This is a genomic window from Streptomyces sp. NPDC079141 (genome assembly GCF_040686775.1).
Taxonomy (GTDB): Bacteria; Actinomycetota; Actinomycetes; order Streptomycetales; family Streptomycetaceae; genus Streptomyces.
Genome location: NZ_JBFBLP010000002.1, coordinates 781,050 through 806,877, shown reverse-complemented (window position 1 = coordinate 806,877; position 25,828 = coordinate 781,050). Strand labels below are relative to the sequence as shown.

The following is a 25,828-nucleotide window of genomic DNA, read 5'->3' as shown; positions in this document are numbered from 1 at the left end:
GGTGCCTCAGGACTCCTGGGTGAGGGAGACGAGCACGTCGTCCCCTTCGATCTTTACGGGGTATACGGGGACGGGGCGCGTCGCGGGAAGGCCGGACGGCTTGCCGGTGCGGAGGTCGAAGCTGGAGCCGTGCAGCCAGCACTCGATCTGGCAGTCCTCCACCTCGCCCTCGGAGAGCGAGACGTTCGCGTGGGAGCAGATGTCGTGGATGGCGAACACCTCACCCTCGGTCTGCACGACCGAGACCGGCGTGCCGTCGAGTTCCACCCGCTTCGGGGTGTCCTCCTCCAGCTCGCTCAGCCCACAGGCGCGTACGTACGTCATGCGACGGACGCCTCCAGCTCCTCTTCGATCTTGGCGATCAGGCGCTCCTCGATGTCCTCGACGCCGATCTGCTGGACCAGCTCGGCGAAGAAGCCGCGGACGACGAGACGGCGGGCCTCGTGCTCCGGGATACCGCGGGCCATCAGGTAGAACAGCTGCTCGTCGTCGAAACGGCCGGTGGCCGAGGCGTGCCCGGCCCCGACGATCTCGCCGGTCTCGATCTCCAGGTTCGGCACGGAGTCGACGCGGGCGCCGTCGGTGAGGACCAGGTTGCGGTTCATCTCGTAGGTGTCGGTGCCCTCGGCCTTGGCCTCGATGAGCACGTCACCGATCCACACCGCGTGGGCGCTCTCGCCCTGGAGCGCGCCCTTGTAGACGACGTTCGACTTGCAGTGCGGGACGTTGTGGGTGACCAGCAGGCGGTGCTCCTGGTGCTGGCCGGCGTCGGTGAAGTACAGGCCGAACAGCTCGGCCTCGGCGCCGGGGCCGGCGTACGTCACGCGCGGGTGCAGCCGGACGACGTCGCCGCCGAAGGTGACGACGACCGACTTGAAGGAGGCGTCCCGGCCGATGAGCGCGTTGTGCTGGGCCACGTGCACGGCCTTGTCGTCCCAGTCCTGGACGGAGACGACGGTCAGCTTGGCGCCGTCGCCCAGGATGTAGTCGACGTTGGCGGCGAGCACGGCGTCACCGGTGTGGTCGATGACGACGACGGCCTCGGCGAAGGCGCCCAGCTCGATGAGCTGGTGGCCGAAGGCGGTGCCGCCCTCGCCGTGCACCGCGATGCGGATCGGCTCGGTGAGGACGGTCTCCTTCGGCACGGTCACGACCGAGGCCTTCTCGAAGGCGGAGTACGCCTGGGCCGCGATGCGGTCCACCGGGGTGCCCGCCCTGCCGAGCCGTGCGTCGTCGCGGCCGACGGTCTCGACGACGACACCCGCGGGCGCCTCGACGGCGACCTTCACGCCCTCGCCGGTGGCGACGGCGGTGCCGTCGTGCAGCCCGCGCAGGCGCTCCAGCGGGGTGAACCGCCACTCCTCCTCGCGGCCGTGCGGCACCGGGAAGTCGGCCACGTCGAAGGACGGGGGCGCGCTCATGCGCGACACGACGGTCGACTCGGCGGCCACCGCGATCTGGCCCGCGGTGGTGGAACCCACGGGGATGTTCTGAGCCTCAGCCATGGCTGTCGGTCTGCTCTCTTCCTACGTCAGATTTCGCTAGCTGGTTCCGGAGGACGGGGTCTTAACCGACCGCGCCTTCCATCTGCAGCTCGATCAGCCGGTTGAGCTCAAGGGCGTACTCCATGGGCAGCTCCTTGGCGATCGGCTCGACGAAGCCGCGCACGATCATCGCCATCGCCTCGAACTCGGTCAGACCCCGGCTCATCAGGTAGAAGAGCTGGTCCTCGGAGACCTTGGAGACGGTCGCCTCGTGGCCCATGGACACGTCGTCCTCGCGGACGTCCACGTAGGGGTACGTGTCGGAGCGGGAGATGGTGTCGACGAGCAGCGCGTCGCACAGCACGTTCGACTTGGATCCGGCGGCGCCCTCGCCGATCTCGACGAGACCGCGGTAGGACGTACGGCCGCCACCGCGCGCCACGGACTTCGAGACGATGTTGGACGACGTGTTCGGCGCCATGTGGACCATCTTGGAGCCGGCGTCCTGGTGCTGGCCCTCGCCCGCGAAGGCGATGGACAGGGTCTCGCCCTTGGCGTGCTCGCCCATCAGGTAGACGGCCGGGTACTTCATCGTCACCTTGGAGCCGATGTTGCCGTCGATCCACTCCATGGTCGCGCCCTCGTACGCCACGGCGCGCTTGGTGACCAGGTTGTAGACGTTGTTCGACCAGTTCTGGATGGTCGTGTAGCGGCAGCGGGCGTTCTTCTTGACGATGATCTCGACGACCGCGGAGTGCAGCGAGTCCGACTTGTAGATCGGGGCGGTGCAGCCCTCGACGTAGTGCACATAGGCACCCTCGTCGACGATGATCAGGGTCCGCTCGAACTGGCCCATGTTCTCCGTGTTGATACGGAAGTAGGCCTGGAGCGGGATCTCCACGTGGACGCCCGGCGGCACGTAGATGAAGGAGCCGCCCGACCACACGGCGGTGTTCAGGGAGGCGAACTTGTTGTCACCGACCGGGATGACGGTGCCGAAGTACTCCTTGAAGAGCTCCGGGTGCTCCTTCAGCGCGGTGTCGGTGTCGAGGAAGATGACGCCCTGCTCCTCCAGGTCCTCGCGGATCTGGTGGTAGACGACCTCCGACTCGTACTGGGCCGCGACACCGGCGACGAGGCGCTGCTTCTCCGCCTCCGGGATGCCCAGCTTGTCGTAGGTGTTCTTGATGTCCTCGGGCAGGTCCTCCCAGGACTCCGCCTGCTTCTCCGTGGAGCGCACGAAGTACTTGATGTTGTCGAAGTCGATGCCCGACAGGTCCGAGCCCCAGTTCGGCATCGGCTTCTTCTCGAAAAGCCTCAGGCCCTTGAGGCGCAGCTTCGTCATCCACTCCGGCTCCGACTTCTTGTCGGAGATGTCGCGGACGACGTCCTCGTTCAGGCCGCGCTTCGCAGAGGCACCGGCTTCGTCGGAGTCGGCCCAGCCGTATTCGTACGTGCCCAGACCCTCAAGTTCGGGGTGAGCAGTCTCCGTGGGGAGAGTCATGCGGGGTTCCTCCCGGCCGTGCTTGCAGATGCGTTATCGGAAATCTTGGGGATGAACGTCGTGCAGACGCCGTCGCCGTGCGCGATCGTCGCCAGTCGCTGGACGTGTGTACCGAGCAGTTCGGCGAAGAACTCCGTCTCCGCCTCGCACAGCTGCGGGAACTGTTCGGCAACGTGGGCGACCGGGCAGTGGTGCTGGCACAGCTGCTCTCCCACGGGCGCCTTGCGCGCCGTAGCAGCGTACCCGTCCGCGCTCAGGGCCTTGGCGAGGGCTTCGGTGCGCTGGTCCGGTGCGGCCTTCTCCACGGCCCTGCGGTACGCGCCGGCCTGGGCGGCGATCCGGGCCCGGGCGAACGCGGCGACCGCCTCCTGGCCGCCCTCCCGCTCGGCGATCCAGCGCAGCGCGTCCGTGGCGAGCGTGTCGTACGACTGGTCGAAGGCGTCACGGCCGCAGTCGGTGAGCACGAAGACCTTGGCGGGACGGCCACGCGTGCGCGTGCCGTACACCCGCTGCTCCCGGGCCTCCACGACGTCGTCGGCGACCAGCGCGTCCAGATGCCTGCGTACGGCGGCCTGGGTGAGCCCCAGCCGGCCGGCCAGCTCGGCGACGGTCGACGAGCCGTGGTCCAGGATGGACCGCGCGACCCGGTTGCGGGTGGACCGCTCACCGGTCGCGAGCTCCTCGGGGGCCTCGCCGACGTTTTTCACAACGCCATTGTTGCGTAATTCTTCAGACCCAGGCAAGCGGCGCCCGAACCCGTGGACGGTGCCCTGCGTCACTTAGGTTTACCTAATCTGACCTGCGAAAACGATCTTTGATCGATCAAACGCGCATACAATTCGGTGGCGTCCGCGAACCGCCTCCGGGACACTCCCGAACCATGTCGACACCGCCTCCGACCGGCCCACTTGTCACCCGGACCAGCATCGCCGAGGGCCTCGGCGAGCTCGGTGTCAAACCGGGCGACACCCTGCTCGTGCACTCCTCGCTCAGCTCACTGGGGTGGGTCTGCGGAGGCGCCGTGGCGGCCGTCCAGGGACTGCTCGACGCCCTCGGCCCGGGCGGCACGCTCGTCGTCCCCACCCAGTCCGGCGACCTGTCCGACCCGGCCGTATGGGGAAATCCGCCGGTGCCCGAGGAGTGGTGGGAGCCGATCCGCGCCACGATGCCCGCCTACGACCCCCGTCTCACACCCACGCGCGGGGTCGGCGTGATCCCGGAGACCGTACGGACGTGGCCGGGCGCCCTGCGCAGCGCACACCCCCAGACCTCCTTCACCGCCGTAGGCCCGCGCGCGGCCGAGGTGACCGACGGCCACGCCCCCGACTGCCGCCTCGGCGAGCGCAGCCCGCTGGCCCGCCTGGAGGCGCTCCACGCGCGCGTGCTCCTGCTCGGCGCCGGCTACGACGCCTGCACCAGCTTCCACCTGGCCGAGTACCGCATCCCCTCCCCCCTCGTGAAGGTCGGCCGCCCCGGCCCCGCGGGCTGGGAGACGGTCACCGAGGTGTCGATCAGCTCGGACCGCTTCGACGAACTGGGCCACGACTTCGAACGGGACCGCCCCGTCATACGCGGAAAGGTGGCCGCGGCCGACGCCCGCCTGTTCCCGGTCGCGGACGCCGTGGCCTACGCACAGCGGTGGCTGGCCTTGCACCGGCCCCGTGAGGAGGAGTTCTGAACCCGCCGGTCCGGCGGCACGCGCGCGTACCTAGACTCTTGAGCCATGCGAACTGAGCCCGTGGTCCAGGTACAGGCCCTGGTGAAGCGGTACGGCACGAAGACCGCGGTGGACGGCCTCGACCTGGTGGCCGGGGCGGGCGTGACCGCCGTACTCGGGCCCAATGGTGCGGGCAAGACGACCACGGTCGAGACCTGCGAGGGGTACCGGAGGCCGGACTCCGGCACGGTGCGTGTCCTGGGCCTCGACCCGGTGAGACAGTCCGGCGAGCTGCGCCCCCGGATCGGCGTGATGCTCCAGTCCGGCGGCGTCTACTCGGGCGCGCGGGCGGACGAGATGCTCCGCCATGTGGCCAAGCTGCACGCCAACCCGCTGGACGTGGACGCCCTCATCGAGCGGCTGGGCCTCGGCAGCTGCGGCCGCACCTCGTACCGCCGGCTCTCCGGCGGCCAGCAGCAGCGGCTCGCGCTCGCCATGGCCGTCGTAGGACGCCCGGAGCTGGTGTTCCTGGACGAGCCGACCGCGGGCCTCGACCCGCAGGCGCGCCGCGCGACCTGGGACCTGGTCCGGGACCTGCGCACGGACGGCGTCTCCGTCATCCTCACCACCCACTACATGGACGAGGCCGAGCAGCTCGCCGACGACGTCGCGATCATCGACGCGGGCCGGGTCATCGCCCAGGGCTCCCCCGAGGAGCTGTGCCGCGGCGGCGCCGAGAACACGCTCCGCTTCACCGGCCGGCCCGGCCTGGACGTCGGCTCCCTGCTCAAGGCGCTGCCCGCGGACTGCACGGCCGCGGAGCTGACCCCGGGCGCGTACCGGGTCGGCGGCAAGGTGGACCCGCAACTGCTGGCGACGGTCACCTCGTGGTGCGCGCAGCACGGCGTGATGCCGGACAGGATCTCCGTCGAACGCCACACCCTCGAAGACGTCTTTCTTGAGCTCACCGGCAAGGAGCTGCGCTCGTGACCGTGGGTACCTACACCCCGAAGCCCGGAGCAGCTCCGCTCCCCCGCATGATCATGGCGCAGGCCGCGCTGGAGACGAAGATGCTCCTGCGCAACGGCGAGCAGCTCCTGCTCACCGTGATCATCCCGACCCTGCTGCTGGTCCTGTTCAGCACGGTGGACATCGTCGACACCGGCGAGGGCGAGGCCATCGACTTCCTCGCCCCCGGCATCCTGGCGCTCGCCGTCATGTCGACGGCCTTCACCGGCCAGGCCATCGCCACGGGCTTCGAGCGCCGCTACGGCGTCCTGAAGCGCCTCGCCTCCTCCCCGCTCCCCCGCTGGGGCCTGATGACGGCGAAGACGCTGTCGGTCCTGGTCACCGAGATCCTCCAGGTGCTCCTGGTGACGGTGATCGCCTTCGCGCTGGGCTGGGACCCGCAGGGCAACCCCCTGGCCGTCGTCCTGCTCCTGGTCCTCGGCACGGCCGCCTTCTCCGGCCTCGGCCTGCTGATGGCGGGCACCCTGAAGGCCGAGGCCACACTGGCCGCCGCGAACCTGGTCTTCCTGCTGCTGCTCATGGGCGGCGGCGTAATCGTGCCCCTGGACAAGTTCCCGGACGCGGCCCAGGACGTGCTCGGGCTGCTGCCGATCGCGGCCCTCTCGGACGGACTGCGGGACGTGCTGCAGCACGGCGCCGGGATGCCCTGGGCCGACCTGGGGATTCTGGCCGTATGGTCCGTCGTGGGACTGGCCGCGGCGGGCAAGTTCTTCCGCTGGGAGTAACCCCTCGTGAAAGCGTGCACAAGCCCCGGCCTACGATAGGGCCCGTGCCAAACCTGACCCGCGCCGACGCCGTAGCGGCCGTGCGCAACCCGCTCGCCTTCATCGCCGCACGCTGGACCCCGGATCCGAGGACGGTTCAGCGGGCGGCGCTCGCCGCGCTCGTCATGGCCGTGGTCATCGTGGTCACCGGTGGTGCGGTGCGGCTGACCGGCTCCGGGCTCGGCTGCCCGACCTGGCCCAAGTGCACCGACGACTCGCTGACCACCACCAGCGCCATGGGCCTGCACGGCGTCATCGAGTTCGGCAACCGCATGCTGACGTACGTGCTGTGCGCCGCGGTCGGCTGGGCCATCATCGCCGCGCGCTCCGAGAAGCCGTACCGGCGCAGCCTGACCCGGCTGGGCTGGATTCAGTTCTGGGTGGTGATGGGCAACGCGATCCTCGGCGGCATCGTCGTACTCGTCGGCCTGAACCCGTACACGGTCGCCGCGCACTTCCTGCTCTCCACGGCGCTGATCGCCGTCGCCACGGCGATGTGGCAGCGCACCCGGGAGGGCGACGGCGCGCCCCGTCCGCTGGTCGGCAAGTCCGTGCAGCAGCTGGTCTGGGTCATGGTCGCGGTCACCTTGCTGCTGATCGCGGTGGGCACGGTCGTCACCGGCGCCGGCCCGCACGCGGGCGACTCCAGCGAGGTCGAGCGGATGCCGCTGGACTGGGAGAGCGTGAGCAAGCTGCACGCCGTGCTGGCCTGGATCGTGGTGACGCTGACGTTCGCCCTGTGGTTCGTCCTGAAGGCGGTCGACGCCCCGCCGGGCCCGCTGGCCCGCACCCGCGACCTCTTCCTGGTCCTCCTCGCGCAAGGCGTCATCGGCTACGTCCAGTACTTCACCGAGCTGCCCGAGGTGCTGGTCGGCGCCCACATGTTCGGCTCGTGCGTGGTGTGGATCGCGGTACTGCGCGTGCTGCTGTCGCTGCGCGAGCGTCCCGAGGCCACGACCGCCGACCTGCCCGCTCAGGCATCCGACGCGGTGAGCGCGTCGATCGCCGGTCCCAGGTAGTCCCGGGTCAGCCGGGCCCTGCGCGCCGTCCACTCCTCGGTGGGCGGCGCGGGGTTCCCGTAGCGGCGGCTGCGGACGTCCTCGACGACCTCGACCGGGGCACCGAGGCCGGGCAGCAGGTCCAGGGCCTCGCGCTTGGAGATCAGCCGGCCGTCGCGCGCGGTGGCGGTGGCGCGGGCGAAGGTGACCATCCCCAGATCGACCCAGACGTCCTGCTTCCACAGCGCGGCGTTGTCGACGGCGCGCCGCCAGAAGTCCCGCTGGTCGCGTACGACATAGGCCCCCAGCTCGCTGTCCGGCACCGGCGGCAGCAGCCCGGCGGGCTCGCGCCCGTGCAGCACCCGCCCGAAGGCATGCAGCTCACGCCGGGTCACCGGGCTGACCGGCCGCTTGAAGAGTTCCTGGTGCGCCCAGGTCAGATGGCTGCGGCGGGGGTCGGCGGCCCGGTCCGGGGTCAGATACGTGCAGTGCAGATGCGCGGCGAGCGGCTCGGCACGCAATCGGGCGTGCAGGACGGCGACCTTCCATACGACGCGCGGTGTCAGCGGGCCCGGCAGCACCGCGATCATGTCCAGGTCGCTGCGGCCCTCCTGGTAGTCGCCCCCGGCGAGCGAACCGTGCGCCCAGACGGCGACGGGGTCCACGGCCGTCAGTTCATGGAGGAAGCGGTCGAGTAACTTCTCGGTCTGCATCCGCCCAGTCTGTACAACTCACTCCAGCCCGTACACCCGGCGCGCGTTCCCCGCCGCGATCAGCCCGGCCACGCGCTGTGCGTCCGCGAGCGACCACGCGCCCTCCGCGACCCAGGTCCCGAGCACCCGGCCCAGGGCCTCGCGGAAGAGCCGTGCGCCCACCACATGCAGCTCCGGGAGTTCATGGCCGCCGCTGGAGAAGAGGATCTTGCCGAACGGGGCCAGCTCCAGGATCTCGGCGAGGACGGTCGCGGCCCGGGCGCCGGTGCGGACGAGGGCGGCGCCGGAGTCGGCGTAGACGTGCGGGAAGACACCGGCGAGGTGGGCGGACTGGCGGTGGTACGGGTAGCCGTGCAGCAGGATCAGATCCGTGCCGAGCCCGGCCGTGGCGCGGACGAAGTCGGTCAGCAGCACGGGATCGGTACGGTCGATGCGCAGACCCGGTTCACCCAGACCCGCGTGCAGCTGCAACGGCAGCCCCGAGGCCACCGCGATCCACAGCAGATGCCGCAGCAGCACCGGGTCGGTCAGCTCCCCGCCGACCCTGCGCCCGGCGAGCCACCGCCCCGCCGCGCCCCGCACCTCACCCGGTCCCGGCGGCTCGGGCGCCAGCGCGAGTCCGTGCCGTACACCCGCCACGGAGGTGAAGGCGACGGCATGCGTGGCGGCGCCGTGCACCGACTCGGCGAGGTTGGCGAGGAAGGACTCGACGGTGCCGGAGGTGTCGGCGACCTGTTCGGCGAGGAGTTCCAGACGCACGATCTCGTGCGCCTGCGCGGCCCCCGTGCAGGCCATCTCGTCGGGGCCGGTGAGGTCGCCGGGCAGCCCGGTGTCGACCAGGTACGTCGTGATGCCACTGCCGCGCAGCAGCCGCCGGCCCGCCTCCGGTACGCCGAGTTCACGACGCCGGGCGAGATAGCGGGCGGGCGGGCAGTGCGGTTCCAGGCCGAGCAGCGGGGGGCACCAGCGGCGTACGGCGAAGCCCGTCTGGGTGTCGAAGAGGGTCGTGCCGGGCGCGGGTGGGCCCTCGGTGCGGGCGAGGCGGGCCTCGAAGGTGCCGAGGCCCAGCTCGGTGCGGAGCACTCCGTGGCAGTACTGGTCCACGAGGGACGGCGTTTCGATCATCCGGAACTCCCCGTGTGCACGTGGCTTGCACGGCTTAACGGGTGAACCGGGGTTCAGGTTTGGGGGGTGCGCCTTGTTCCTTGGCCGCGGGACGGCTGTGGCTTGTCGCGCAGTTCCCCGCGCCCCTTAAGGTACGTTCCTCAGCCGCCCACTTGGATGCCGGCCATCCGCTTCCACTCGTAGGGCCCCGTCTTCACCTTCGCCGCGAACTCGCCGTCGAAGGTCTCGTGGACGGTGATGCCCGACTTCTGCACCGCCTTCTCGGCGATCTCGTAGGTCGGGGCCACCAGGTCGCCCCAGCCGCCGTCCTCGCCGACGAGGACGATCCGGGCGCCGCGCTGTCCGATGTAGGCCACCTGGCCCTCGGCGCCGCCGTGTGCCTTGGAGAAGGCGCTGATCTGCCTGGCCAGCTTGGCCGCCCGGCGCTCGGCCTTCGCGTCAACCGCTTGCGTGTCTGCCATGGACAGGATGCTACTCACCGGTAGATCGACTGGCGAGGGGAGGGCACTGTGACGTACGTCAGCGCAGGAAGGGGTCCACCGCGACCGCGACGAACAGCAGCGAGACATAGGTGATGGACCAGTGGAACAGGCGCATCTCCTTCAGCTTCGCGCCCGTCACCTCGGCCTTCGCCCGGTTCTGCAGGGCGTGTGCCTCCCACAGCCACCAGCCGCCGGCCACCAGCGCGACCAGCGTGTAGAACCAGCCGGTGTAGCCGAGGGGGGTCAGCAGCAGCGAGACCGCCACCATCACCCAGCTGTAGAGGACGATCTGCTTGGCGACGACCTTGTTGGAGGCCACGACCGGGAGCATCGGCACGCCCACGCGCGCGTAGTCGTCCTTCACCTTCATCGACAGCGGCCAGTAGTGCGGCGGCGTCCAGAAGAACATCACGAGGAAGAGGATGACCGGCGCCCACGACACGGAGTTCGTGACCGAGGACCAGCCGATCAGCACCGGCATGCAGCCGGCGATGCCGCCCCACACGATGTTCTGCGAGGTACGGCGCTTGAGGATCATCGTGTAGACGACGACGTAGAAGAGGAGTGCGCCGAGGGACAGCCAGGCCGACAGCCAGTTGACCGTGAGGCCGAACAGCAGGGTGGAGACGACCGCCAGGGTGATGCCGAAGGCCATGCACTCGCGCGGGCTCACCATGCCGGTGACCAGCGGCCGCTGCGAGGTGCGGTCCATGAGGGCGTCGATGTCGCGGTCGATGTACATGTTGAGCGCGTTGGCGCCACCCGCGGACAGGTAGCCGCCGATGCAGGTCAGCAGCACCAGCTTCAGATCGGGCACGCCCTGCTGCGCCAGGAACATCACCGGAACGGTGGTGATCAGCAGCAGTTCGATGATCCGCGGCTTGGTCAGCGCCACGAACGCCAGGACCCGGGCCCCGAACGGCCGCCGACTCGGGCTCTGGCTCGTCCCGACAATCCCCGCTGGACGGGATTCAACGGCCGTCACGCACACCCCTGACAGAGACATCCCAGCAAGCCCGCCGGTGTGAAGTCCCGGTAAAGGCTCGCGCGTACCACGCCACTGTAGACGTTGCCCAGACCCGGACATTCGCGGGGGTGGCCTCGTGTTGGCGACCGCCGCTGGAAGAGCCGATCGGCACTCGATTGAGCACTCGTTCGAGCGGCTTCGTATTCACTTGCCGAGTGCGGTACGGCCCAGTCAGGAGGCGGATTCCAGCGAGTCCCGGCAGTCTGGAATGACTCGAAAAAACGCACGTACATACGGGGGTAGGCTCGACAACGGCCGGGGCGCCCCGTGCACCGGCAATTCGACATGCGTGACATGTGGAGAGGAGCCCTGACCCAGGGTGAGCACCAAGCCGACCACCGCAGACCTCGACTGGACCGAGCTGGACCAGCGGGCCGTGGACACCGCCCGCGTCCTGGCCGCCGACGCCGTACAGAAGGTCGGCAACGGCCATCCCGGTACGGCGATGAGCCTGGCGCCCGCCGCGTACACCCTCTTCCAGAAGGTGATGCGGCACGACCCGGCGGACGCCGACTGGGTCGGCCGCGACCGCTTCGTGCTGTCCGCCGGCCACTCGTCCCTGACCCTCTACACCCAGCTGTACCTGGCCGGCTTCGGCCTGGAGCTGGACGACCTGAAGGCCTTCCGGACGTGGGGCTCGAAGACCCCGGGTCACCCCGAGTACGGCCACACCGTGGGCGTCGAGACCACCACCGGCCCGCTGGGCCAGGGTGTCGCCAACGCCGTCGGCATGGCGATGGCCGCCCGCTACGAGCGCGGTCTGTTCGACCCGGAGGCTCCCGTCGGCGAGTCCCCGTTCGACCACTTCGTCTTCGCCATCGCCGGTGACGGCTGCCTCCAGGAGGGCATCTCCGCCGAGGCGTCCTCGCTGGCCGGCCACCAGAAGCTCGGCAACCTGGTCCTGCTGTGGGACGACAACCACATCTCGATCGAGGGCGACACCGAGACGGCCGTCTCCGAGGACGTCTGCAAGCGCTACGAGGCGTACGGCTGGCATGTGCAGCGCGTCCAGCCGCAGGCCAACGGCGACCTCGACCCGGCCGCCATCTACGACGCCGTGCAGCAGGCCAAGGCCGTCACCGACAAGCCGTCGTTCATCGCGATGCGCTCGATCATCGCCTGGCCCGCCCCGAACGCGCAGAACACCGAGGCCGCCCACGGCTCGGCGCTCGGCGACGACGAGATCGCGGCGACCAAGCGTGTCCTCGGCTTCGACCCGGAGCAGACCTTCGAGGTCTCCGACGAGGTCATCAACCACACCCGCCAGGCGCTGGAGCGCGGCCGTCAGGCCAAGGCGGAGTGGGAGAAGTCGTTCCAGGAGTGGCGCAACAACAACGCCGAGCGCGCTGCCGAGTTCGACCGCATCGCCGCGGGCGAGCTGCCCAAGGGCTGGGAGGAGAAGCTCCCGGTCTTCGAGGCGGGCAAGGGCGTCGCCACGCGAGCCGCGTCCGGCAAGGTGCTCCAGGCGCTCGGTGCGGTGATCCCCGAGCTGTGGGGCGGCTCGGCCGACCTGGCCGGCTCGAACAACACGACCATCGACAAGACGTCGTCCTTCCTCCCGGCGGACAACCCGCTGCCGGAGGCGGACCCGTACGGCCGCACGATCCACTTCGGCATCCGCGAGCACTCCATGGCCGCGGAGATGAACGGCATCACGCTGCACGGCAACACCCGTGTCTACGGCGGCACGTTCCTGGTGTTCTCCGACTACATGCGCAACGCGGTGCGCCTGTCGGCCCTGATGCACCTGCCGGTGACGTACGTGTGGACGCACGACTCCATCGGTCTGGGTGAGGACGGCCCGACGCACCAGCCGGTCGAGCACCTGGCCTCGCTGCGCGCGATCCCCGGTCTGAACGTGGTCCGCCCGGCGGACGCCAACGAGACCGCGATCGCCTGGCGCGAAATCCTCAAGCGATACACGAAGGTCTTCGGCAAGGGTCAGCCGCACGGCCTCGCGCTGACCCGTCAGGGCGTGCCGACGTACGAGCCCAACGAGGATGCGGCCAAGGGAGGTTACGTCCTGTTCGAGGCGTCGAACGGCACCCCCGAGGTGATCCTGATCGCGACCGGTTCCGAGGTGCACGTCGCCGTGGACGCGCGTGAGCGGCTGGAGGCCGACGGCGTTCCCACGCGCGTGGTGTCCATGCCCTCCGTGGAGTGGTTCGAGGAGCAGGACCAGGGGTACCGGGACAGCGTTCTGCCGCCCGCGGTCAAGGCGCGTGTCGCGGTGGAGGCCGGTATCGGTCTCACCTGGCACCGTTACGTCGGGGACGCCGGCCGCATCGTTTCCCTGGAGCACTTCGGTGCTTCCGCCGACGGCAAGCTGCTCTTCCAGGAGTACGGCTTCACTGGCGAGAACGTGGCTGCCCAGGCCCGGGAATCCCTCGCCGCCGCCCAGCGCTGACGCCCATATACGACACCGTAGGAGATGTAATTCCATGACAGACGCACTCAAGCGCCTCTCCGAGGAAGGCGTGGCGATCTGGCTGGACGACCTGTCGCGCAAGCGGATCACGTCCGGCAACCTCGCCGAGCTGATCGACCAGCAGCACGTCGTGGGCGTCACCACCAACCCGACCATCTTCCAGAAGGCGATCTCGTCGGGCGACGGTTACGAGCAGCAGCTCACCGACCTCGCCGCCCGCAAGGTCACCGTCGACGAGGCGGTCCGCATGATCACGACGGCGGACGTCCGCGACGCCGCCGACATCCTGCACCCGGTCTTCGAGGCCACCGGCGGCCAGGACGGCCGCGTGTCGATCGAGGTCGACCCGCGCCTGGCCCACAACACCAAGGCGACCGTCGCCGAGGCCAAGCAGCTGGCCTGGCTGGTCGACCGGCCCAACACGCTGATCAAGATCCCGGCCACCAAGGCGGGCCTGCCGGCCATCACCGAGGTGATCGGCAACGGCATCAGCGTCAACGTCACGCTGATCTTCTCCCTTGAGCGCTACCGCGAGGTCATGGACGCCTACCAGGCGGGCCTGGAGAAGGCGAAGGAGAAGGGCCTCGACCTCTCCCTGATCCACTCCGTGGCCTCCTTCTTCGTGTCCCGCGTGGACACCGAGATCGACAAGCGGATCGACGCGCTCGGCACCGACGAGGCCAAGGCCGCCCGCGGCAAGGCCGGCGTCGCCAACGCCCGCCTCGCCTACCAGGCGTACGAGGAGGTCTTCGGCACCGACCGCTGGGCGGCGCTGGAGAAGGCGGGCGCCAACAAGCAGCGCCCGCTGTGGGCCTCCACCGGCGTGAAGGACCCGGCCTACAAGCCGACCCTCTACGTCGACGAGCTGGTCGCGCCGAACACGGTGAACACCATGCCGGAAGCCACGCTTCAGGCCACCGAGGAGTCCGGCCAGATCCGCGGCAACGCGGTCGCCGGCACCTACGAGCAGTCCCGCGCCGAGCTCGACGCCGTCGAGAAGCTCGGGATCTCGTACGACGACGTGGTGCAGCTGCTGGAGGACGAAGGCGTCGAGAAGTTCGAGGCGTCCTGGAACGACCTGCTGAAGTCGACCGAGGCGGAGCTGAACCGCCTCGCCCCCTCGGAGGGCTGAAATCTTGTCAAGCAGCAACCCGCTGCGTGACCCCGCCGACCGACGGCTCCCGCGTATCGCGGGGCCGTCGGGCCTGGTCATCTTCGGCGTCACGGGCGATTTGTCACGAAAGAAGCTCATGCCCGCCGTGTACGACCTCGCGAACCGGGGTCTGCTGCCGCCGGGTTTCTCGCTGGTCGGCTTCGCCCGGCGTGAGTGGCAGAACGAGGACTTCGCGCAAGAGGTCCACGACGCGGTCAAGGAGCATGCCCGCACCCCCTTCCGCGAGGAGGTCTGGCACCAGCTCATCCAGGGCATGCGGTTCGTCCAGGGCACCTTCGACGACGACGAGGCCTTCGAGCGGCTGCGCGACACCATCGACGAGCTGGACAAGGCACAGGGCACGGGCGGCAACTTCGCCTTCTACCTGTCGGTGCCGCCGCGCTCGTTCCCGGTGGTCATCCAGCAGCTGAAGAAGCACGGCCTCGCCGACCAGACGGGCGGCTCCTGGCGGCGCGCGGTCATCGAGAAGCCCTTCGGGCACGACCTCGCCTCCGCCGAGGAGCTCAACAAGGTCGTCCACGAGGTCTTCGCCCCGGACCAGGTCTTCCGTATCGACCACTACCTGGGCAAGGAGACCGTCCAGAACATCCTGGCGCTGCGCTTCGCCAACACGATGTTCGAGCCGATCTGGAACCGGTCCTTCGTGGACCATGTCCAGATCACGATGGCCGAGGACATCGGCATCGGCGGCCGGGCCGGTTACTACGACGGTATCGGCGCCGCCCGTGACGTCATCCAGAACCACCTGCTCCAGCTGATGGCCCTCACCGCCATGGAGGAGCCGGCCTCCTTCGACGCGGACGCACTGGCCGCGGAGAAGACCAAGGTGCTGGGCGCCGTCAGGCTCCCCAAGGACCTGGGCCGCGACACCGTGTTCGCGCAGTACGCGGCCGGCTGGCAGGGCGGCGAGCAGGCGGTCGGCTACCTCCAGGAGGAGGGCATCGACCCCAAGTCGAAGACCGACACCTACGCCGCGATCAAGCTGGACATCGACAACCGCCGCTGGGCGGGCGTCCCCTTCTATCTGCGCACCGGCAAGCGCCTGGGCCGCCGGGTCACCGAGATCGCGGTGGTCTTCCAGCGGGCGCCGCACTCCCCCTTCGACCACACGGCGACGGAGGAGCTCGGCAAGAACGCGATCGTCATCCGCGTCCAGCCGGACGAGGGTGTCACGGTCCGCTTCGGCTCCAAGGTGCCGGGCACCTCGATGGAGATCCGGGACGTGTCGATGGACTTCGCCTACGGCGAGTCCTTCACCGAGTCCAGCCCGGAGGCGTACGAGCGCCTGATCCTCGACGTGCTGCTCGGCGACTCCAACCTCTTCCCGCGCACGGAGGAGGTCGAGCTGTCCTGGAAGATCCTCGACCCGATCGAGGAGTACTGGGACAAGCACGGCAAGCCGCCCCAGTACCCGGCCGGTACCTGGGGGCCCGTCGAGGCGGACGACATGCTTGAGCGAGACGGACGGAGCTGGCGCCGGCCATGAAGACAGACCTCACGGACACCACGGCCAGCAAGATCAACAAGGCGCTGGTGCAGGGCCGCCGAGCCATCGGCACCCCGGCCGTCGGCATGGTGCTCACGCTGGTCATCGTCACGGACGAGGAGAACGCGTACGACGCGCTCAAGGCCGCGAACGACGCCTCGCACGAGCACCCCTCGCGCACGCTCGTCGTCATCAAGCGCGTCTCGCGCTCGCCCCGCGACCGCACGCAGTCCCGCCTGGACGCCGAGGTGCGGGTGGGCGCGGACGCGGGCACCGGCGAGACGATCGTGCTGCGCCTGTACGGCGAGGTCGTCGACCACGCCCAGTCGGTCGTCCTGCCGCTGCTGCTGCCGGACGCGCCGGTGGTGGTCTGGTGGCCGGTCAACGCGCCGCTCGACCCGGCGAACGACCCGCTGGGCGCGCTGGCCCAGCGCCGGGTCACCGACACCTACGCCTCCGAGCAGCCGGTACGGGACCTAGGATCCCGCGCCGGCACCTACACCCCCGGCGACACGGACCTGTCGTGGACCCGCATCACGCCCTGGCGTTCGATGCTGGCCGCGGCGCTGGACCAGGTCGTGTGCGAGGTCAAGGGCGTCGAGGTGGAGGGCGAGGAGTTCAACCCGAGCTGTGAGCTGCTGGCGATGTGGCTCGCGGACCGGCTGGACGTCCCCGTGAAGCGGTCGCTGTCGTCGGGCCCCGGTCTGACGGCGGTCCGTATGTCCACCGACTGCGGCCCGATCGTCCTGGACCGGCCGGACGGCTCGCTGGCGACGCTGTCCATCCAGGGTCAGCCGGACCGTGCGGTGGCGCTCAAGCGCCGCGAGACGGCCGAGCTGATCGCGGAGGAGCTGCGGCGGCTGGACCCGGACGACACGTACGCGTCCGCGCTGCGGTTCGGGGTGGAGCGGCTGAACCCGGTCGTCGAGGAGCCCGTACCGGCCGAGGATGAGCCGGCCGCCGTCGAAGCGCCGGTGGAGACGGCCGCGAAGGCGCCTGCCAAGAAGGCCGCGAAGAAGGCTCCGGCAAAGAAGGCGGCGGCGAAGTGAGTACTCCGCAGCTGGTCGTGCACCGGGACAAGGAGCTGATGGCGCAGGCCGCGGCGGCCCGGCTGATCACGAAGATCGTGGACGCGCAGGCCTCCCGGGGCGAGGCGTCCGTGGTCCTCACGGGCGGCCGCAACGGCAACGGCCTGCTGGCCGCGCTGGCGGCGGCGCCCGCCCGTGACGCCATCGACTGGGGCCGCCTCGACCTGTGGTGGGGCGACGAACGCTTCCTCCCCGAGGGCGACCCGGAGCGCAATGTCACGCAGGCCCGCGAGGCCCTGCTGGACGCGGTGCCGCTGGACCCCAAGCGCGTGCACGCCATGCCCGCGTCGGACGGTCCGTACGGCGCGGACGCGGACGCGGCGGCGGCCGCCTACGCCGAGGAGCTTGCCCTTGCGGCGGGCCCCGAGAACCACGGCGCGGTGCCGACGTTCGACGTCCTGATGCTGGGTGTGGGCCCGGACACGCATGTGGCGTCCCTGTTCCCCGAACTCCCGGCGGTCCGCGAGACGGAACGCACGGTCGTCGGGGTGCACGGCGCACCGAAGCCCCCGCCCACCCGGGTCACTCTGACCCTGCCCGCCATCCGGGCCGCCCGCGAGGTCTGGCTCCTCGCGGCCGGCGAGGACAAGGCCCAGGCCGCGGCGATCGCCCTCTCGGGCGCGGGCGAGATCCAGGCCCCGGCGGCGGGGGCGCGCGGCCGCCAGCGCACCCTGTGGCTACTGGACGCGGCGGCTGCCTCGCAGCTGCCCCGATCGCTGTATCCACCGGCTTCGGCGTGAGGCGTCCTCAAACGCCGGACGGGCTGGTTTCAGCCCGTCCGGCGTTCGAGGACGAGGCCCGTTCAGGGCCGAAGCGGGGGTCCGGGGGCGGCAGCCCCCGGGGGTGAAATCCGTCCGGCGCGGAGCCCTACTTCACCGACCCCGCCATCACCCCCTGCACAAAGTGCCGCTGGAACGCGAAGAACACCACCACCGGCACCACCAGCGACACAAACGCCCCGGGCGCCAGCACATCGATGTTGCTGCCGAACTGCCGTATCTGCGACTGGAGTTCAACGGTCAACGGCTGCGAGGCACTGTCGGCGAACAGCAGCGCGACAAGCATGTCGTTCCACACCCACAGGAACTGAAAGATCGCCAGGGACGCAATCGCCGGCCGCCCCACCGGCAGCACGAGCCGCACAAAGATCCGCCACTCCCCGCCCCCGTCCATCCGCGCCGCCTCCAGCATCTCCTTGGGCATCTCGGCGAAGTAGTTGCGCAGCAGGAACACTGCGAACGGAAGCCCGTAGGCGACATGGAACAGCACCACACCCGGAATCGTCCCGAACAGCCCCAGCTGACCGAAGAGTTTGGCCACCGGCAGCAGCCCGACCTGCACGGGCACCACCAGCAGCGCCACCACCACCAGGAAGATCGCCTCCCGGCCGGGGAAGTCCAGCCACGCGAACGCGTACCCGGCAAGCGCCGCAAGCACCACCACCAGCACAGTCGTAGGCACCGAGATCAACACGGTGTTCCAGAACGCCCGCGTGATCCCCGCGTTCTCCAGCAACGCCGAGTAGTTGTCCAGGGAGAGCTGACCGGGACTGGTGAACACCGTCCACCAGCCACCCCGCGCGGTGTCCGAGGCCGACCGCAGCGACGACAGCAGCAGCCCGGCCAACGGCGTGACCCACACCAGCCCGACCAGCACCAGAACCACCTGCACCACACCATTGCCGAGACCGCGTCGCACGGCGTTCATCGCTGACTCCTTCGGAAACGGCGGAGGTTGAAGACCATGGCGGGCACCACGAGCAGCAGCAGAAGCACCCCGAGGGCACTGCCGAGCCCCTGGTTGTTGCCACCACCGAACGACACCAGCCACATCTGCGTGGCCAGCACGGTGGCGTCCTCCTGCACCGGCCCGGGCGCGATGATGTAGACGAGGTCGAAGACCTTCATCACGTTGATGACGAGGGTGACGAACACGACCGTCAGCACCGGCGCCAGCAGCGGCACGGTGATCCGCCGGAAGATCTGCCACTCGTTCGCGCCGTCCATCCGCGCCGCCTCCAGCGCGTCCCGCGGCAGCGTCGCAAGCCCGGCACCGATCAGCACCATCGCGAACCCGGTCCAGATCCACAGGTACGCGCCGATGATCGCCGGCGTGACGAGGGCCGGCCCGAGCCAGGAGATCCCTTCGTACGGCGCGGCGAAGTTCGACCCGGGCAGCCGCACGTCGTAGGCGCCGTCGGCCAACTCCCGGAAGCGGAAGGAGCCGTCGGAGCCGGTCGTCGTCGTGGCGACGGTCCGCCCGTCGCGCACCGCCTCCACCGTGACGCCGGGCAGCCCGCTCTCCCGCCGGTCGACACGGCCCTGCTCCCCTCCCCCACCGGGCGTGAAGTCCAGGTAGACGACCCCGCGCAGTTCACCGGCAGCGGCCTGCCGAGCGGCGGCCTGGTACGCGGGCTGTGCGTCGGCGGGCAGTTCCTTGGGCGGCACGCCGACCAGGCCGAGGGCCACCGCGTCGCCGGGCGAGACGCTCGCACTCGTACGGTACGAGCCGTCCCCGCCCTCGCTCAGCCCCTGGCCGTCGCGGGCCCGGGCGGTCGGATAGGCCGACGTGCCCTGGAAGGCGTCGTGCACGGAGACGGCCGCGGCGTTGAGGACGCCCTTGTCCGGGTCCTCGTCGTAGGCGAGCCGGAAGATGATGCCGGCGGCGAGGAAGGACACCGCCATCGGCATGAACAGCAGCAGCTTGAAGGCGGTGGCCCAGCGGACCTTCTCCACCAGCACGGCCAGGATCAGGCCCAGGCCGGTCAGCAGGGCGGGCGCCACCACCACCCAGATCGCGCTGTTGCGCACCGCCTTGAGGGTGGCCGGGTCGCGGAACATCTCGGAGTAGTTCTCGCCGCCCACGAACCGGGTGCCGGAGGCGTCGAAGAAGCTCCGGCCGACCGAGAACAGCACGGGGTAGACGACGAGCGCGCCCAGCAGGAGCAGCGCGGGGAAGACGAACAGCAGGGCGACGATCCGTCCGCGCCGCCGCAGGCGCCGGGCCCGCCCGGGGAGCGTGGCGGGCGGCGGCGGAGGGCTCGTCTCCTTCACAAGGGTCGCGGTCATGGCGCGTCAGCCCCGGTAGGCCTTGGCCGCCGCGGCTTCCAGCTGGGCCGCGGTCTCCTCCGGGTCGGAGGGGTCGCGCAGGAAGTCCTGGAGGATCTTCCACTCGCCGGTGCCCTTGGTGCCGCCGAAGGCGGCGGGCGCCTGGTCGGACATGTCGAAGCGGACCGTGTCCCCGGCGGCGATCAGGGACTTGGCGGTCGTCCGCGTGACGCCGTCGCTGTACGAGGCCGGGTCGAGCTTCTTGTTCGGGGACAGGAATCCGCCCGCCTCGGCCCACACGGCGGCGGCCTCCGGCGTCGCGAGGTACTCCACGAGCGCCTGGGCGGCCTTCTGGTTCTTGCCGTCCTTCAGTACGACGGCGGCGTCACCGCCGCTGACGACGGGCGCCGTGCCGCCGTCGACCGCGGGGAAGGGGAAGAAGTTCGCGTCGTCGCCTATGGACCGCCCGAACTGGTCCTTGGCGACCCCGGCGACGAAGTCCCCCTCGTAGACCATGCCGGCCTCCGGTTCGGGCCCGAAGACCTGCTCCACGGAGCCGGGGAAGTCGGTGTTCAGGGCGCCGTCCCGGCCGCCGGACATGAGCTGCTCGTCCTTGAAGACCGTGCCGAGGGTGGTGAGCGCCTCGACGACGCTGGCGTCGGTCCACTTCAGCTCGTGCGCGGCGAGGGCGTCGTACTTCTCGGGTCCGGCCTGGGAGAGGTAGATGTTCTCGAACCAGTCGGTGAGGGTCCAGCCGTCCTGACCGGCGACGGAGAAGGCGGCGAGCCCGGAGTCGGAGACGGTGCGGCCGGCCTTCAGCAGGGCGTCGAAGGTGCGCGGCGGCTGCACGCCGGCCTGGTCGAGGGCCTCGGGGCTGTACCAGACGGTCGACTTGTGGGCGGCCTTGAAGTAGAGGCCGTAGAAGGTGCCGTCGACACTGCCGTAGGTCTTCCAGACCTCGGCGTAGTTGGCGTCGACGGACTCTTCGGTGGCCTGGGACAGCGGCTTGAGCCAGCCCTGTTCGGCGAACTGCTGGAGGACGCCGACCTGCGGGACCATGACGACGTCGGGGGCGTTGCCGCCCTCGATCTTGCTGCCGACGACGGTGGAGACGTTGTCCCCGGTGGAGACGAACTGGGTCTTGGCGCCGGTCTTCTCGGCGAAGGCGTCGAGCACCTTCTGGAAGTTCTTCTGCTCGCTGCCGGACCAGACTCCGGCCACGGTGACGGTCTGGCCGCTGAGCGCCTGGTCGCCGCCGCCTGCCGTGACGGGCCCGCCGCCGCAGGCGGTCGCGCCGAGTGCCAGCGCGAGGGCGGTGCATCCGGTGAGCAGGGTGGTACGTCGTCGCATCATCGTTGATGTCCCTTCGGGGATGGGGAGTTGACGGAGGTTCAGAGGTCGCCGATCCACCAGGCGGCCGTGGAGCCGGGGAGCACCCCGGCGGGACAGGGGCCGCTGGCCAGCAGCGGGGTGCCGGAGACCGGCGCGGGGGCGGGTGCCGTACCGAAGTTGACGGCGCAGACGACTCCGTCGCCGCGGGTGAAGGCGAGGACGTCGGGCGCGCTGTCCAGCCAGTGCAGTTCGCCCTCGCCCAACTGGGGCAGTGCGGCCCGCAGTTGGAGTCCGTCGCGGTACAGGTGCCAGAAGGAGCGGGTGTCGGCGAGGGCGCGGTCGGTGGCGTACTCGGCGAAGTACTCCGGCTGCGGCAGCCAGGGCTTGGCGCTCTCCGCCCCGGAGGTGAACCCGAACGGCGAGGCCTGCCCCGACCACGGCAGCGGCACGCGGCAGCCGTCCCGGATGCGCGCCCGGCTGCCGGTGCGGCGGAAGATCGGGTCGGTGAGCACGTCGTCGGGCAGATCGACGACCTCGGGCAGCCCCAGCTCCTCGCCCTGGTAGATGTACGCGGCTCCGGGCAGCGCCAGCATCAGCAGCGCGGCGGCGCGGGCGCGGGCGGCACCGAGTCCGCTGCCCTCGGTGGCGGGTTCGCCGTAGCGGGTGACGGTGCGGACCTGGTCGTGGTTGTTGAGGACCCAGGTGACCGTGGATCCCGTACCGGCTATGTCCTGCATGGCCTCGGAGATGACCTTGCGGAAGGCGTCGGCGTCCCAGGCGGCGCCGAGCAGGTCGAAGAAGAAGGCCTGGTGGAGTTCGTCGGCGCGGACGTAGAGGGCGTGTTCGCGGGCGGTCGGCACGGACACCTCGCCGACCAGGAGCCGCTCACGGCCGTCGCGGGCGGTGTACTCCTCGCATATCGAACGCCACTGGCGCCAGACCTCGTGCACCTCGGGCTGGTTCCAGGCGAGCGGGTTGACCGAGTCGCGGGTGCGGGCGTCGGCCTCCGGGTCGTCGGAGTCGGGCAGCTCGGGGTGCTTGAAGAGGCCGGCGGCGACGTCGATACGGAAGCCGTCGACGCCCCGGTCCAGCCAGCAGCGGAGCACCTGGTCGAACTCGGCGCCGATCTCGGGGTTGCGCCAGTTCCAGTCGGGCTGCTCCGGCGCGAACATGTGCAGGTACCACTGGCCGTCCTCGACGCGGGTCCAGGCCGGGCCGCCGAACATGGAGTGCCAGTTGTTGGGCGGCTCGGCGCCGTCCGGGCCACGGCCGTCGGCGAAGTGGAAGCGGGCGCGGGCCGCGCTGCCGGGCGCCGCGGCGAGGGCCTCGCGGAACCACGGGTGCTCGCTGGAGCAGTGGTTGGGGACGATGTCCAGCAGCACCTTGACGCCGAGCCGCCGGGCGGCCGCCATCAGCAGGTCGAACTCGGCGAGGTCACCGAAGAGCGGGTCGACGCCGCGGTAGTCGGCGACGTCGTAGCCGTGGTCGTGCTGCGGCGAGGGATAGAACGGGCTCAGCCAGATCCCGTCGACGCCGAGCTTCTTCAGGTACGGCAGTCCGGCCCGGACTCCCGCGAGATCTCCGACGCCGTCGCCGGTGCTGTCCAGAAAGCTGCGGACGTACACCTGGTAGATCACTGCGTCACGCCACCAGTGGCACTTACTTGACATGCATGCATGTTAGGTAGCGGTGTCGCGAGGGTGTCAATGAGAAGTACGCATGCTACTGCCAAGTTGGGCACTAAATACGGATTTATTGGGGCACTAAAGGGCTAGATGAGACGTCCGCGTTACTTAACAAGTAACTAGGTGGGCTATCGAGCGGAGATCGCGGCCAGCTCGCGCGCCAGCCGCCGCACCGCCGACGCGGGCGTCTCCCGCCCGGTCATCGCGTCGTGCACGACCGCCTGCACCACCAGGCTGACCTGGTCGTAGCGCGGGCTCTTGGGGCGCGGCGCGGCCGTCAGCACGCTCTCGCGCAGGGTCGGCAGATACGGGAACTCCCGCACCAGCTCGGGATCCTCGTACAGCGCGGCCCGCACCGGCGGCAGCGCGCCACGGGTGAGCACCTGGCGCTGCACGCGCTCGCTGGTCAGGTACGCGAGCAGGCGCGCGGCGGAGTCGGGGTGCCTGGCGTGCGTGCTGACGGCCAGGTTGGAGCCGCCGAGCACACTGGTGCCCGGCCCGTCGGGCCCCGGCAGCGGCACGGTGCCGATCTTCCCGGCGACCGGCGAACCCTCGGCCGAGGCGACGACGTAGGCATAGGGCCAGTTACGGAGGAAGAGCAGGCGTCCGTCCTGGAAGGCCTGCTTGGACTCCTCCTCCTTGTACGTCAGCGCCCGCTCCGGAATCCAGCCCTCGCGCACCCCGCGGGCCAGGAACCCGATGCCCTCGCGTGCGGCGGCCGAGTCGACGGTGACGCGTTCGCCCTCGCCGCCGAGGATGGAGCCGCCCGCCGAGTAGACGGCCTCGGCCGCGTTGACGGTGAGCCCCTCGTAGGGCAGGAACTGGCCCGCGTAGCCGTCGAGTCCGTGTTTCGGGGCGACGGTCTTCGCCAGATGCTCCAGCTCGGCCCAGGTGCGCGGCGGTTCGACGCCCTCCTCGGCGAGGACGTCCTTGCGGTAGAGGAGCAGCCCGGCGTTGGTCACGTACGGCACGGCGTGGAGCCGTCCGTCGTAGGTGGCCGTGTCGACGACCGGCGGCAGGAAGGACTCCAGCGGGAAGCGGTCGCGCGGCAGTGGGCGGATCCAGCCCGCGGCCGCGAACTCCGAGGTCCAGCTGACGTCGATGTTCAGCACGTCGAACCGGCCTCGGCCGTCGTCGCGCAGGTCGGTGGCCATCTGGGCGTGGGTCTCGTCGGCGGAGTCCGGCAGCTCGACGAGGGTGACCCGCTCGCCGGGGTGAGTGCGGTTCCAGCCCTCCAGGAGGGGGCCGAGATAGCCGGTGAGGTCACCGGCGGTGGCGAGGGTGAGCGGTCCGCGGCCGTCGCCGTCCGCGTCCTTGGCTCCCACTCCGGAGGCGGCGTACCCGGTCAGGACGACAAGCAGGGCGAGGAGGCCCCTACCGGCGGCGTGTATCCACCGCATAGGTTCCTCCCTGTACACCGGCACGGGCGTCGTCGCCCGGTCAGAGGCCATGTATACCTGTTAGGTATGCGCGATACTAGGGCCCGTCGCACATTACCGAGGACCCGAGGAGGACAGCACGAGTGCGCCTGCCCCTCCTGGCACTCCTCGCACGCGGCCCCGCCCACGGCTACGAGCTCAAGCAGGACCTTGAGCAACTGCTGGGCTCGGCGTACCCTCAGCCGAACGTCGGCCAGATCTATGTCACCCTCGGCCGCCTTGAGAAGTCGGGACTGATCGAGGGCGAGGACGTCGAGCAGGCCGGCCGACCCAACAAGAAGGTCTACCACCTCACCGACGCCGGACGCGAGGCAGTGAGCGCCTGGTTCGAGGAGCCCGAGGACGAGCCACGGGTGCGGGACGAGTTCTTCATGAAACTGGCCCTCGCCCCACGGACCGGTCTCGCCGACCAGATCGCCCTCATCAACAAGCAGCGGCGCCAGTACCTCACGACCATGCGCAACCTGTCGAAGCTGGCCGCCGCCGAAGACCGCGACAACCGCATCGCCCATCTGCTCATCGAGGGCGCGATGCTGCATCTTCAGGCCGACCTCGACTGGCTCGAACGGTGCCAGGAAGAGCTGGAGGAGCTGGAATGAGCAACGGCCCCGCTCCGGTGCTGCACGCCGAGGGCCTGGTCAAGACGCACCACGGCGAGGGCGCCCCGGCGCATGCCGTGCGCGGGGTCGACCTGTCCGTGGCGCGCGGCGAGTTCACGGCGATCACCGGCCCGTCCGGCGCCGGGAAGTCCACGCTGCTGCATCTGCTGGGCGGTCTCCAGCGGCCCGACAGCGGGAGCATCCGTCTTGACGGGGAGCCGACGGACGCGTGGAGCGAGGCGCGCTGGGCCGTGGAGCGCAGAAAGCGCATCGGCGTCGTCTTCCAGTTCTTCAACCTGGTCTCGAACCTGTCGGTCGCCGACAACGTCGAGCTGCCCGCCCTGCTCGCCGGGGTCCCGCCGAGGCGGGCGCGCGCCGAGCGGGAGGAGCTGCTGGCCGAGCTGGGCCTCGACGGCAAGGAGCGCAGCATGCCGGGCGAGCTGTCCGGCGGCGAGCAGCAGCGGGTCGCGCTGGCCCGCGCCCTGGTCAACCATCCGCCGCTGCTGCTGGCCGACGAGCCGGCCGGCAGCCTCGACAGCAAGGGCACCCGCGAGGTGATGCGGCTGCTGTCCCGCTTCCACCAGCGCGGTCAGACGATCCTGCTGGTCACCCATGACGCCCGGCTGGCGAGCGCCGCGGACCGGGTGATCAGCTTCTTCGACGGCCGGATAGCCGACGACGCGACCCTCCAGGACGCCGCGCCGTCGCGCCGCTCCGGCATATCCGGGGTGCTGGAGCTCAGGGACTGACATGCGGGTGCACGACGA

The 25,828-nt window shown here is 70.3% G+C and carries 24 protein-coding genes; 11 read left to right on the top strand and 13 right to left on the bottom strand.

The features are described 5' to 3' along the window. Nucleotides 1–6 precede the first annotated feature (6 nt). From AB0Q90_RS08750 to AB0Q90_RS08735, 4 genes are all read right to left on the bottom strand, one after another. A complete protein-coding gene (locus AB0Q90_RS08750) occupies nucleotides 7–324 on the bottom strand; it encodes a bifunctional 3-phenylpropionate/cinnamic acid dioxygenase ferredoxin subunit (RefSeq protein ID WP_363158301.1) in 318 nt (105 codons plus the stop codon). Then, nucleotides 321–1,505 carry a Fe-S cluster assembly protein SufD gene (sufD, locus tag AB0Q90_RS08745; RefSeq protein ID WP_363158300.1) on the bottom strand — a complete coding sequence of 395 codons (1,185 nt, stop codon included), beginning with the start codon at nucleotides 1,503–1,505 and terminating at the stop codon, nucleotides 321–323. The genes AB0Q90_RS08750 and sufD overlap by 4 nt, the downstream gene beginning before the upstream one ends. Nucleotides 1,506–1,566: 61 nt before the next feature. Beyond that, the gene (sufB, locus tag AB0Q90_RS08740) at nucleotides 1,567–2,988 is read right to left on the bottom strand and encodes a Fe-S cluster assembly protein SufB (RefSeq protein WP_363158299.1); all 1,422 of its coding nucleotides are present in this window, start codon (nucleotides 2,986–2,988) and stop codon (nucleotides 1,567–1,569) included. Beyond that, the gene (locus AB0Q90_RS08735; RefSeq protein ID WP_363158298.1) at nucleotides 2,985–3,695 is read right to left on the bottom strand and encodes a winged helix-turn-helix transcriptional regulator; all 711 of its coding nucleotides are present in this window, start codon (nucleotides 3,693–3,695) and stop codon (nucleotides 2,985–2,987) included. Before AB0Q90_RS08735 ends, sufB begins: the two co-directional genes overlap by 4 nt. A 173-nt stretch (nucleotides 3,696–3,868) precedes the next feature. Here AB0Q90_RS08735 and AB0Q90_RS08730 point away from each other — a divergent pair, with 173 nt between their 5' ends. From AB0Q90_RS08730 to AB0Q90_RS08715, 4 genes are read left to right on the top strand one after another with little or no spacing between them, the layout of a single operon-like run. Next, nucleotides 3,869–4,666 (top strand): AAC(3) family N-acetyltransferase, encoded by a 798-nt coding sequence (locus AB0Q90_RS08730; RefSeq protein WP_363158297.1) that lies wholly within the window; start codon nucleotides 3,869–3,871, stop codon nucleotides 4,664–4,666. Nucleotides 4,667–4,711: 45 nt separating this feature from the next. Next, nucleotides 4,712–5,635 (top strand): ABC transporter ATP-binding protein, encoded by a 924-nt coding sequence (locus tag AB0Q90_RS08725; RefSeq protein ID WP_363158296.1) that lies wholly within the window; start codon nucleotides 4,712–4,714, stop codon nucleotides 5,633–5,635. Nucleotides 5,636–5,682: 47 nt separating this feature from the next. Next, nucleotides 5,683–6,399 carry an ABC transporter permease gene (locus tag AB0Q90_RS08720; RefSeq protein ID WP_363158325.1) on the top strand — a complete coding sequence of 239 codons (717 nt, stop codon included), beginning with the start codon at nucleotides 5,683–5,685 and terminating at the stop codon, nucleotides 6,397–6,399. A gap of 53 nt (nucleotides 6,400–6,452) precedes the next feature. Beyond that, nucleotides 6,453–7,457: a COX15/CtaA family protein gene (locus AB0Q90_RS08715; protein ID WP_363158324.1), complete on the top strand. Its 1,005-nt coding sequence runs from the start codon at nucleotides 6,453–6,455 to the stop codon at nucleotides 7,455–7,457. On the opposite strand, the gene AB0Q90_RS08710 is transcribed toward AB0Q90_RS08715, so the two are convergent. From AB0Q90_RS08710 to AB0Q90_RS08695, 4 genes are all read right to left on the bottom strand, one after another. Then, complete coding sequence (locus AB0Q90_RS08710) at nucleotides 7,412–8,149, bottom strand: nucleotidyltransferase (RefSeq protein ID WP_363158295.1); 738 nt, start codon at nucleotides 8,147–8,149, stop codon at nucleotides 7,412–7,414. The genes AB0Q90_RS08715 and AB0Q90_RS08710 overlap by 46 nt on opposite strands. 18 nt (nucleotides 8,150–8,167) lie before the next feature. Beyond that, nucleotides 8,168–9,274, bottom strand: a complete 1,107-nt coding sequence (locus AB0Q90_RS08705) for an amidohydrolase family protein (protein WP_363158294.1) — start codon at nucleotides 9,272–9,274, stop codon at nucleotides 8,168–8,170. Between the two features lie 140 nt (nucleotides 9,275–9,414). Continuing rightward, entirely contained in the window at nucleotides 9,415–9,735 is a 321-nt protein-coding gene (locus tag AB0Q90_RS08700) for a hypothetical protein (protein WP_363158293.1), read from the bottom strand. A gap of 58 nt (nucleotides 9,736–9,793) precedes the next feature. Then, entirely contained in the window at nucleotides 9,794–10,747 is a 954-nt protein-coding gene (locus tag AB0Q90_RS08695) for a heme o synthase (RefSeq protein ID WP_363158323.1), read from the bottom strand. A gap of 355 nt (nucleotides 10,748–11,102) precedes the next feature. Here AB0Q90_RS08695 and tkt point away from each other — a divergent pair, with 355 nt between their 5' ends. From tkt to pgl, 5 genes are read left to right on the top strand one after another with little or no spacing between them, the layout of a single operon-like run. After that, nucleotides 11,103–13,190, top strand: a complete 2,088-nt coding sequence (gene tkt, locus AB0Q90_RS08690) for a transketolase (protein WP_363158292.1) — start codon at nucleotides 11,103–11,105, stop codon at nucleotides 13,188–13,190. Nucleotides 13,191–13,224: 34 nt separating this feature from the next. Next, nucleotides 13,225–14,343, top strand: coding sequence for a transaldolase (tal, locus tag AB0Q90_RS08685; protein WP_363158291.1), 1,119 nt, complete (start codon nucleotides 13,225–13,227; stop codon nucleotides 14,341–14,343). Between the two features lie 4 nt (nucleotides 14,344–14,347). Continuing rightward, on the top strand, nucleotides 14,348–15,871 hold the full coding sequence (gene zwf / locus AB0Q90_RS08680) for a glucose-6-phosphate dehydrogenase (RefSeq protein WP_363158290.1): 1,524 nt from the start codon (nucleotides 14,348–14,350) through the stop codon (nucleotides 15,869–15,871). Then, nucleotides 15,868–16,920, top strand: coding sequence for a glucose-6-phosphate dehydrogenase assembly protein OpcA (gene opcA, locus AB0Q90_RS08675; RefSeq protein ID WP_363158289.1), 1,053 nt, complete (start codon nucleotides 15,868–15,870; stop codon nucleotides 16,918–16,920). Before zwf ends, opcA begins: the two co-directional genes overlap by 4 nt. Continuing rightward, on the top strand, nucleotides 16,917–17,699 hold the full coding sequence (gene pgl / locus AB0Q90_RS08670) for a 6-phosphogluconolactonase (RefSeq protein ID WP_363158288.1): 783 nt from the start codon (nucleotides 16,917–16,919) through the stop codon (nucleotides 17,697–17,699). The genes opcA and pgl overlap by 4 nt, the downstream gene beginning before the upstream one ends. Nucleotides 17,700–17,826: 127 nt before the next feature. On the opposite strand, the gene AB0Q90_RS08665 is transcribed toward pgl, so the two are convergent. From AB0Q90_RS08665 to AB0Q90_RS08645, 5 genes are all read right to left on the bottom strand, one after another. Further along, a complete protein-coding gene (locus AB0Q90_RS08665) occupies nucleotides 17,827–18,666 on the bottom strand; it encodes a carbohydrate ABC transporter permease (protein ID WP_363158287.1) in 840 nt (279 codons plus the stop codon). Beyond that, entirely contained in the window at nucleotides 18,663–20,027 is a 1,365-nt protein-coding gene (locus AB0Q90_RS08660) for an ABC transporter permease subunit (protein ID WP_363158286.1), read from the bottom strand. The genes AB0Q90_RS08665 and AB0Q90_RS08660 overlap by 4 nt, the downstream gene beginning before the upstream one ends. 6 nt (nucleotides 20,028–20,033) lie before the next feature. After that, entirely contained in the window at nucleotides 20,034–21,359 is a 1,326-nt protein-coding gene (locus AB0Q90_RS08655; protein ID WP_363158285.1) for an ABC transporter substrate-binding protein, read from the bottom strand. Nucleotides 21,360–21,397: 38 nt separating this feature from the next. Next, the gene (locus tag AB0Q90_RS08650; protein ID WP_363158284.1) at nucleotides 21,398–23,008 is read right to left on the bottom strand and encodes a glycoside hydrolase family 13 protein; all 1,611 of its coding nucleotides are present in this window, start codon (nucleotides 23,006–23,008) and stop codon (nucleotides 21,398–21,400) included. Between the two features lie 143 nt (nucleotides 23,009–23,151). Then, nucleotides 23,152–24,423 (bottom strand): ABC transporter substrate-binding protein, encoded by a 1,272-nt coding sequence (locus AB0Q90_RS08645; protein ID WP_363158283.1) that lies wholly within the window; start codon nucleotides 24,421–24,423, stop codon nucleotides 23,152–23,154. A 122-nt stretch (nucleotides 24,424–24,545) separates the two neighbouring features. Between AB0Q90_RS08645 and AB0Q90_RS08640 the strand changes: the two genes are divergently transcribed. Then, a complete protein-coding gene (locus AB0Q90_RS08640) occupies nucleotides 24,546–25,061 on the top strand; it encodes a PadR family transcriptional regulator (protein WP_363158282.1) in 516 nt (171 codons plus the stop codon). After that, the gene (locus AB0Q90_RS08635) at nucleotides 25,058–25,810 is read left to right on the top strand and encodes an ABC transporter ATP-binding protein (RefSeq protein ID WP_363158281.1); all 753 of its coding nucleotides are present in this window, start codon (nucleotides 25,058–25,060) and stop codon (nucleotides 25,808–25,810) included. Before AB0Q90_RS08640 ends, AB0Q90_RS08635 begins: the two co-directional genes overlap by 4 nt. Nucleotides 25,811–25,828 lie beyond the last annotated feature (18 nt).

Bases quoted from the DNA above. Each gene is read 5' to 3' on its own strand.
- AB0Q90_RS08750 (WP_363158301.1), bottom strand. From the start codon at position 324: ATGACGTACGTACGCGCCTGTGGGCTGAGCGAGCTGGAGGAGGACACC.
- sufD (WP_363158300.1), bottom strand. From the start codon at position 1,505: ATGGCTGAGGCTCAGAACATCCCCGTGGGTTCCACCACCGCGGGCCAG.
- sufB (WP_363158299.1), bottom strand. From the start codon at position 2,988: ATGACTCTCCCCACGGAGACTGCTCACCCCGAACTTGAGGGTCTGGGC.
- AB0Q90_RS08730 (WP_363158297.1), top strand. From the start codon at position 3,869: ATGTCGACACCGCCTCCGACCGGCCCACTTGTCACCCGGACCAGCATC.
- AB0Q90_RS08725 (WP_363158296.1), top strand. From the start codon at position 4,712: ATGCGAACTGAGCCCGTGGTCCAGGTACAGGCCCTGGTGAAGCGGTAC.
- AB0Q90_RS08720 (WP_363158325.1), top strand. From the start codon at position 5,683: ATGATCATGGCGCAGGCCGCGCTGGAGACGAAGATGCTCCTGCGCAAC.
- AB0Q90_RS08710 (WP_363158295.1), bottom strand. From the start codon at position 8,149: ATGCAGACCGAGAAGTTACTCGACCGCTTCCTCCATGAACTGACGGCC.
- AB0Q90_RS08705 (WP_363158294.1), bottom strand. From the start codon at position 9,274: ATGATCGAAACGCCGTCCCTCGTGGACCAGTACTGCCACGGAGTGCTC.
- AB0Q90_RS08700 (WP_363158293.1), bottom strand. From the start codon at position 9,735: ATGGCAGACACGCAAGCGGTTGACGCGAAGGCCGAGCGCCGGGCGGCC.
- tal (WP_363158291.1), top strand. From the start codon at position 13,225: ATGACAGACGCACTCAAGCGCCTCTCCGAGGAAGGCGTGGCGATCTGG.
- opcA (WP_363158289.1), top strand. From the start codon at position 15,868: ATGAAGACAGACCTCACGGACACCACGGCCAGCAAGATCAACAAGGCG.
- AB0Q90_RS08665 (WP_363158287.1), bottom strand. From the start codon at position 18,666: ATGAACGCCGTGCGACGCGGTCTCGGCAATGGTGTGGTGCAGGTGGTT.
- AB0Q90_RS08660 (WP_363158286.1), bottom strand. From the start codon at position 20,027: ATGACCGCGACCCTTGTGAAGGAGACGAGCCCTCCGCCGCCGCCCGCC.
- AB0Q90_RS08655 (WP_363158285.1), bottom strand. From the start codon at position 21,359: ATGATGCGACGACGTACCACCCTGCTCACCGGATGCACCGCCCTCGCG.
- AB0Q90_RS08650 (WP_363158284.1), bottom strand. From the start codon at position 23,008: ATGTCAAGTAAGTGCCACTGGTGGCGTGACGCAGTGATCTACCAGGTG.
- AB0Q90_RS08645 (WP_363158283.1), bottom strand. From the start codon at position 24,423: ATGCGGTGGATACACGCCGCCGGTAGGGGCCTCCTCGCCCTGCTTGTC.
- AB0Q90_RS08635 (WP_363158281.1), top strand. From the start codon at position 25,058: ATGAGCAACGGCCCCGCTCCGGTGCTGCACGCCGAGGGCCTGGTCAAG.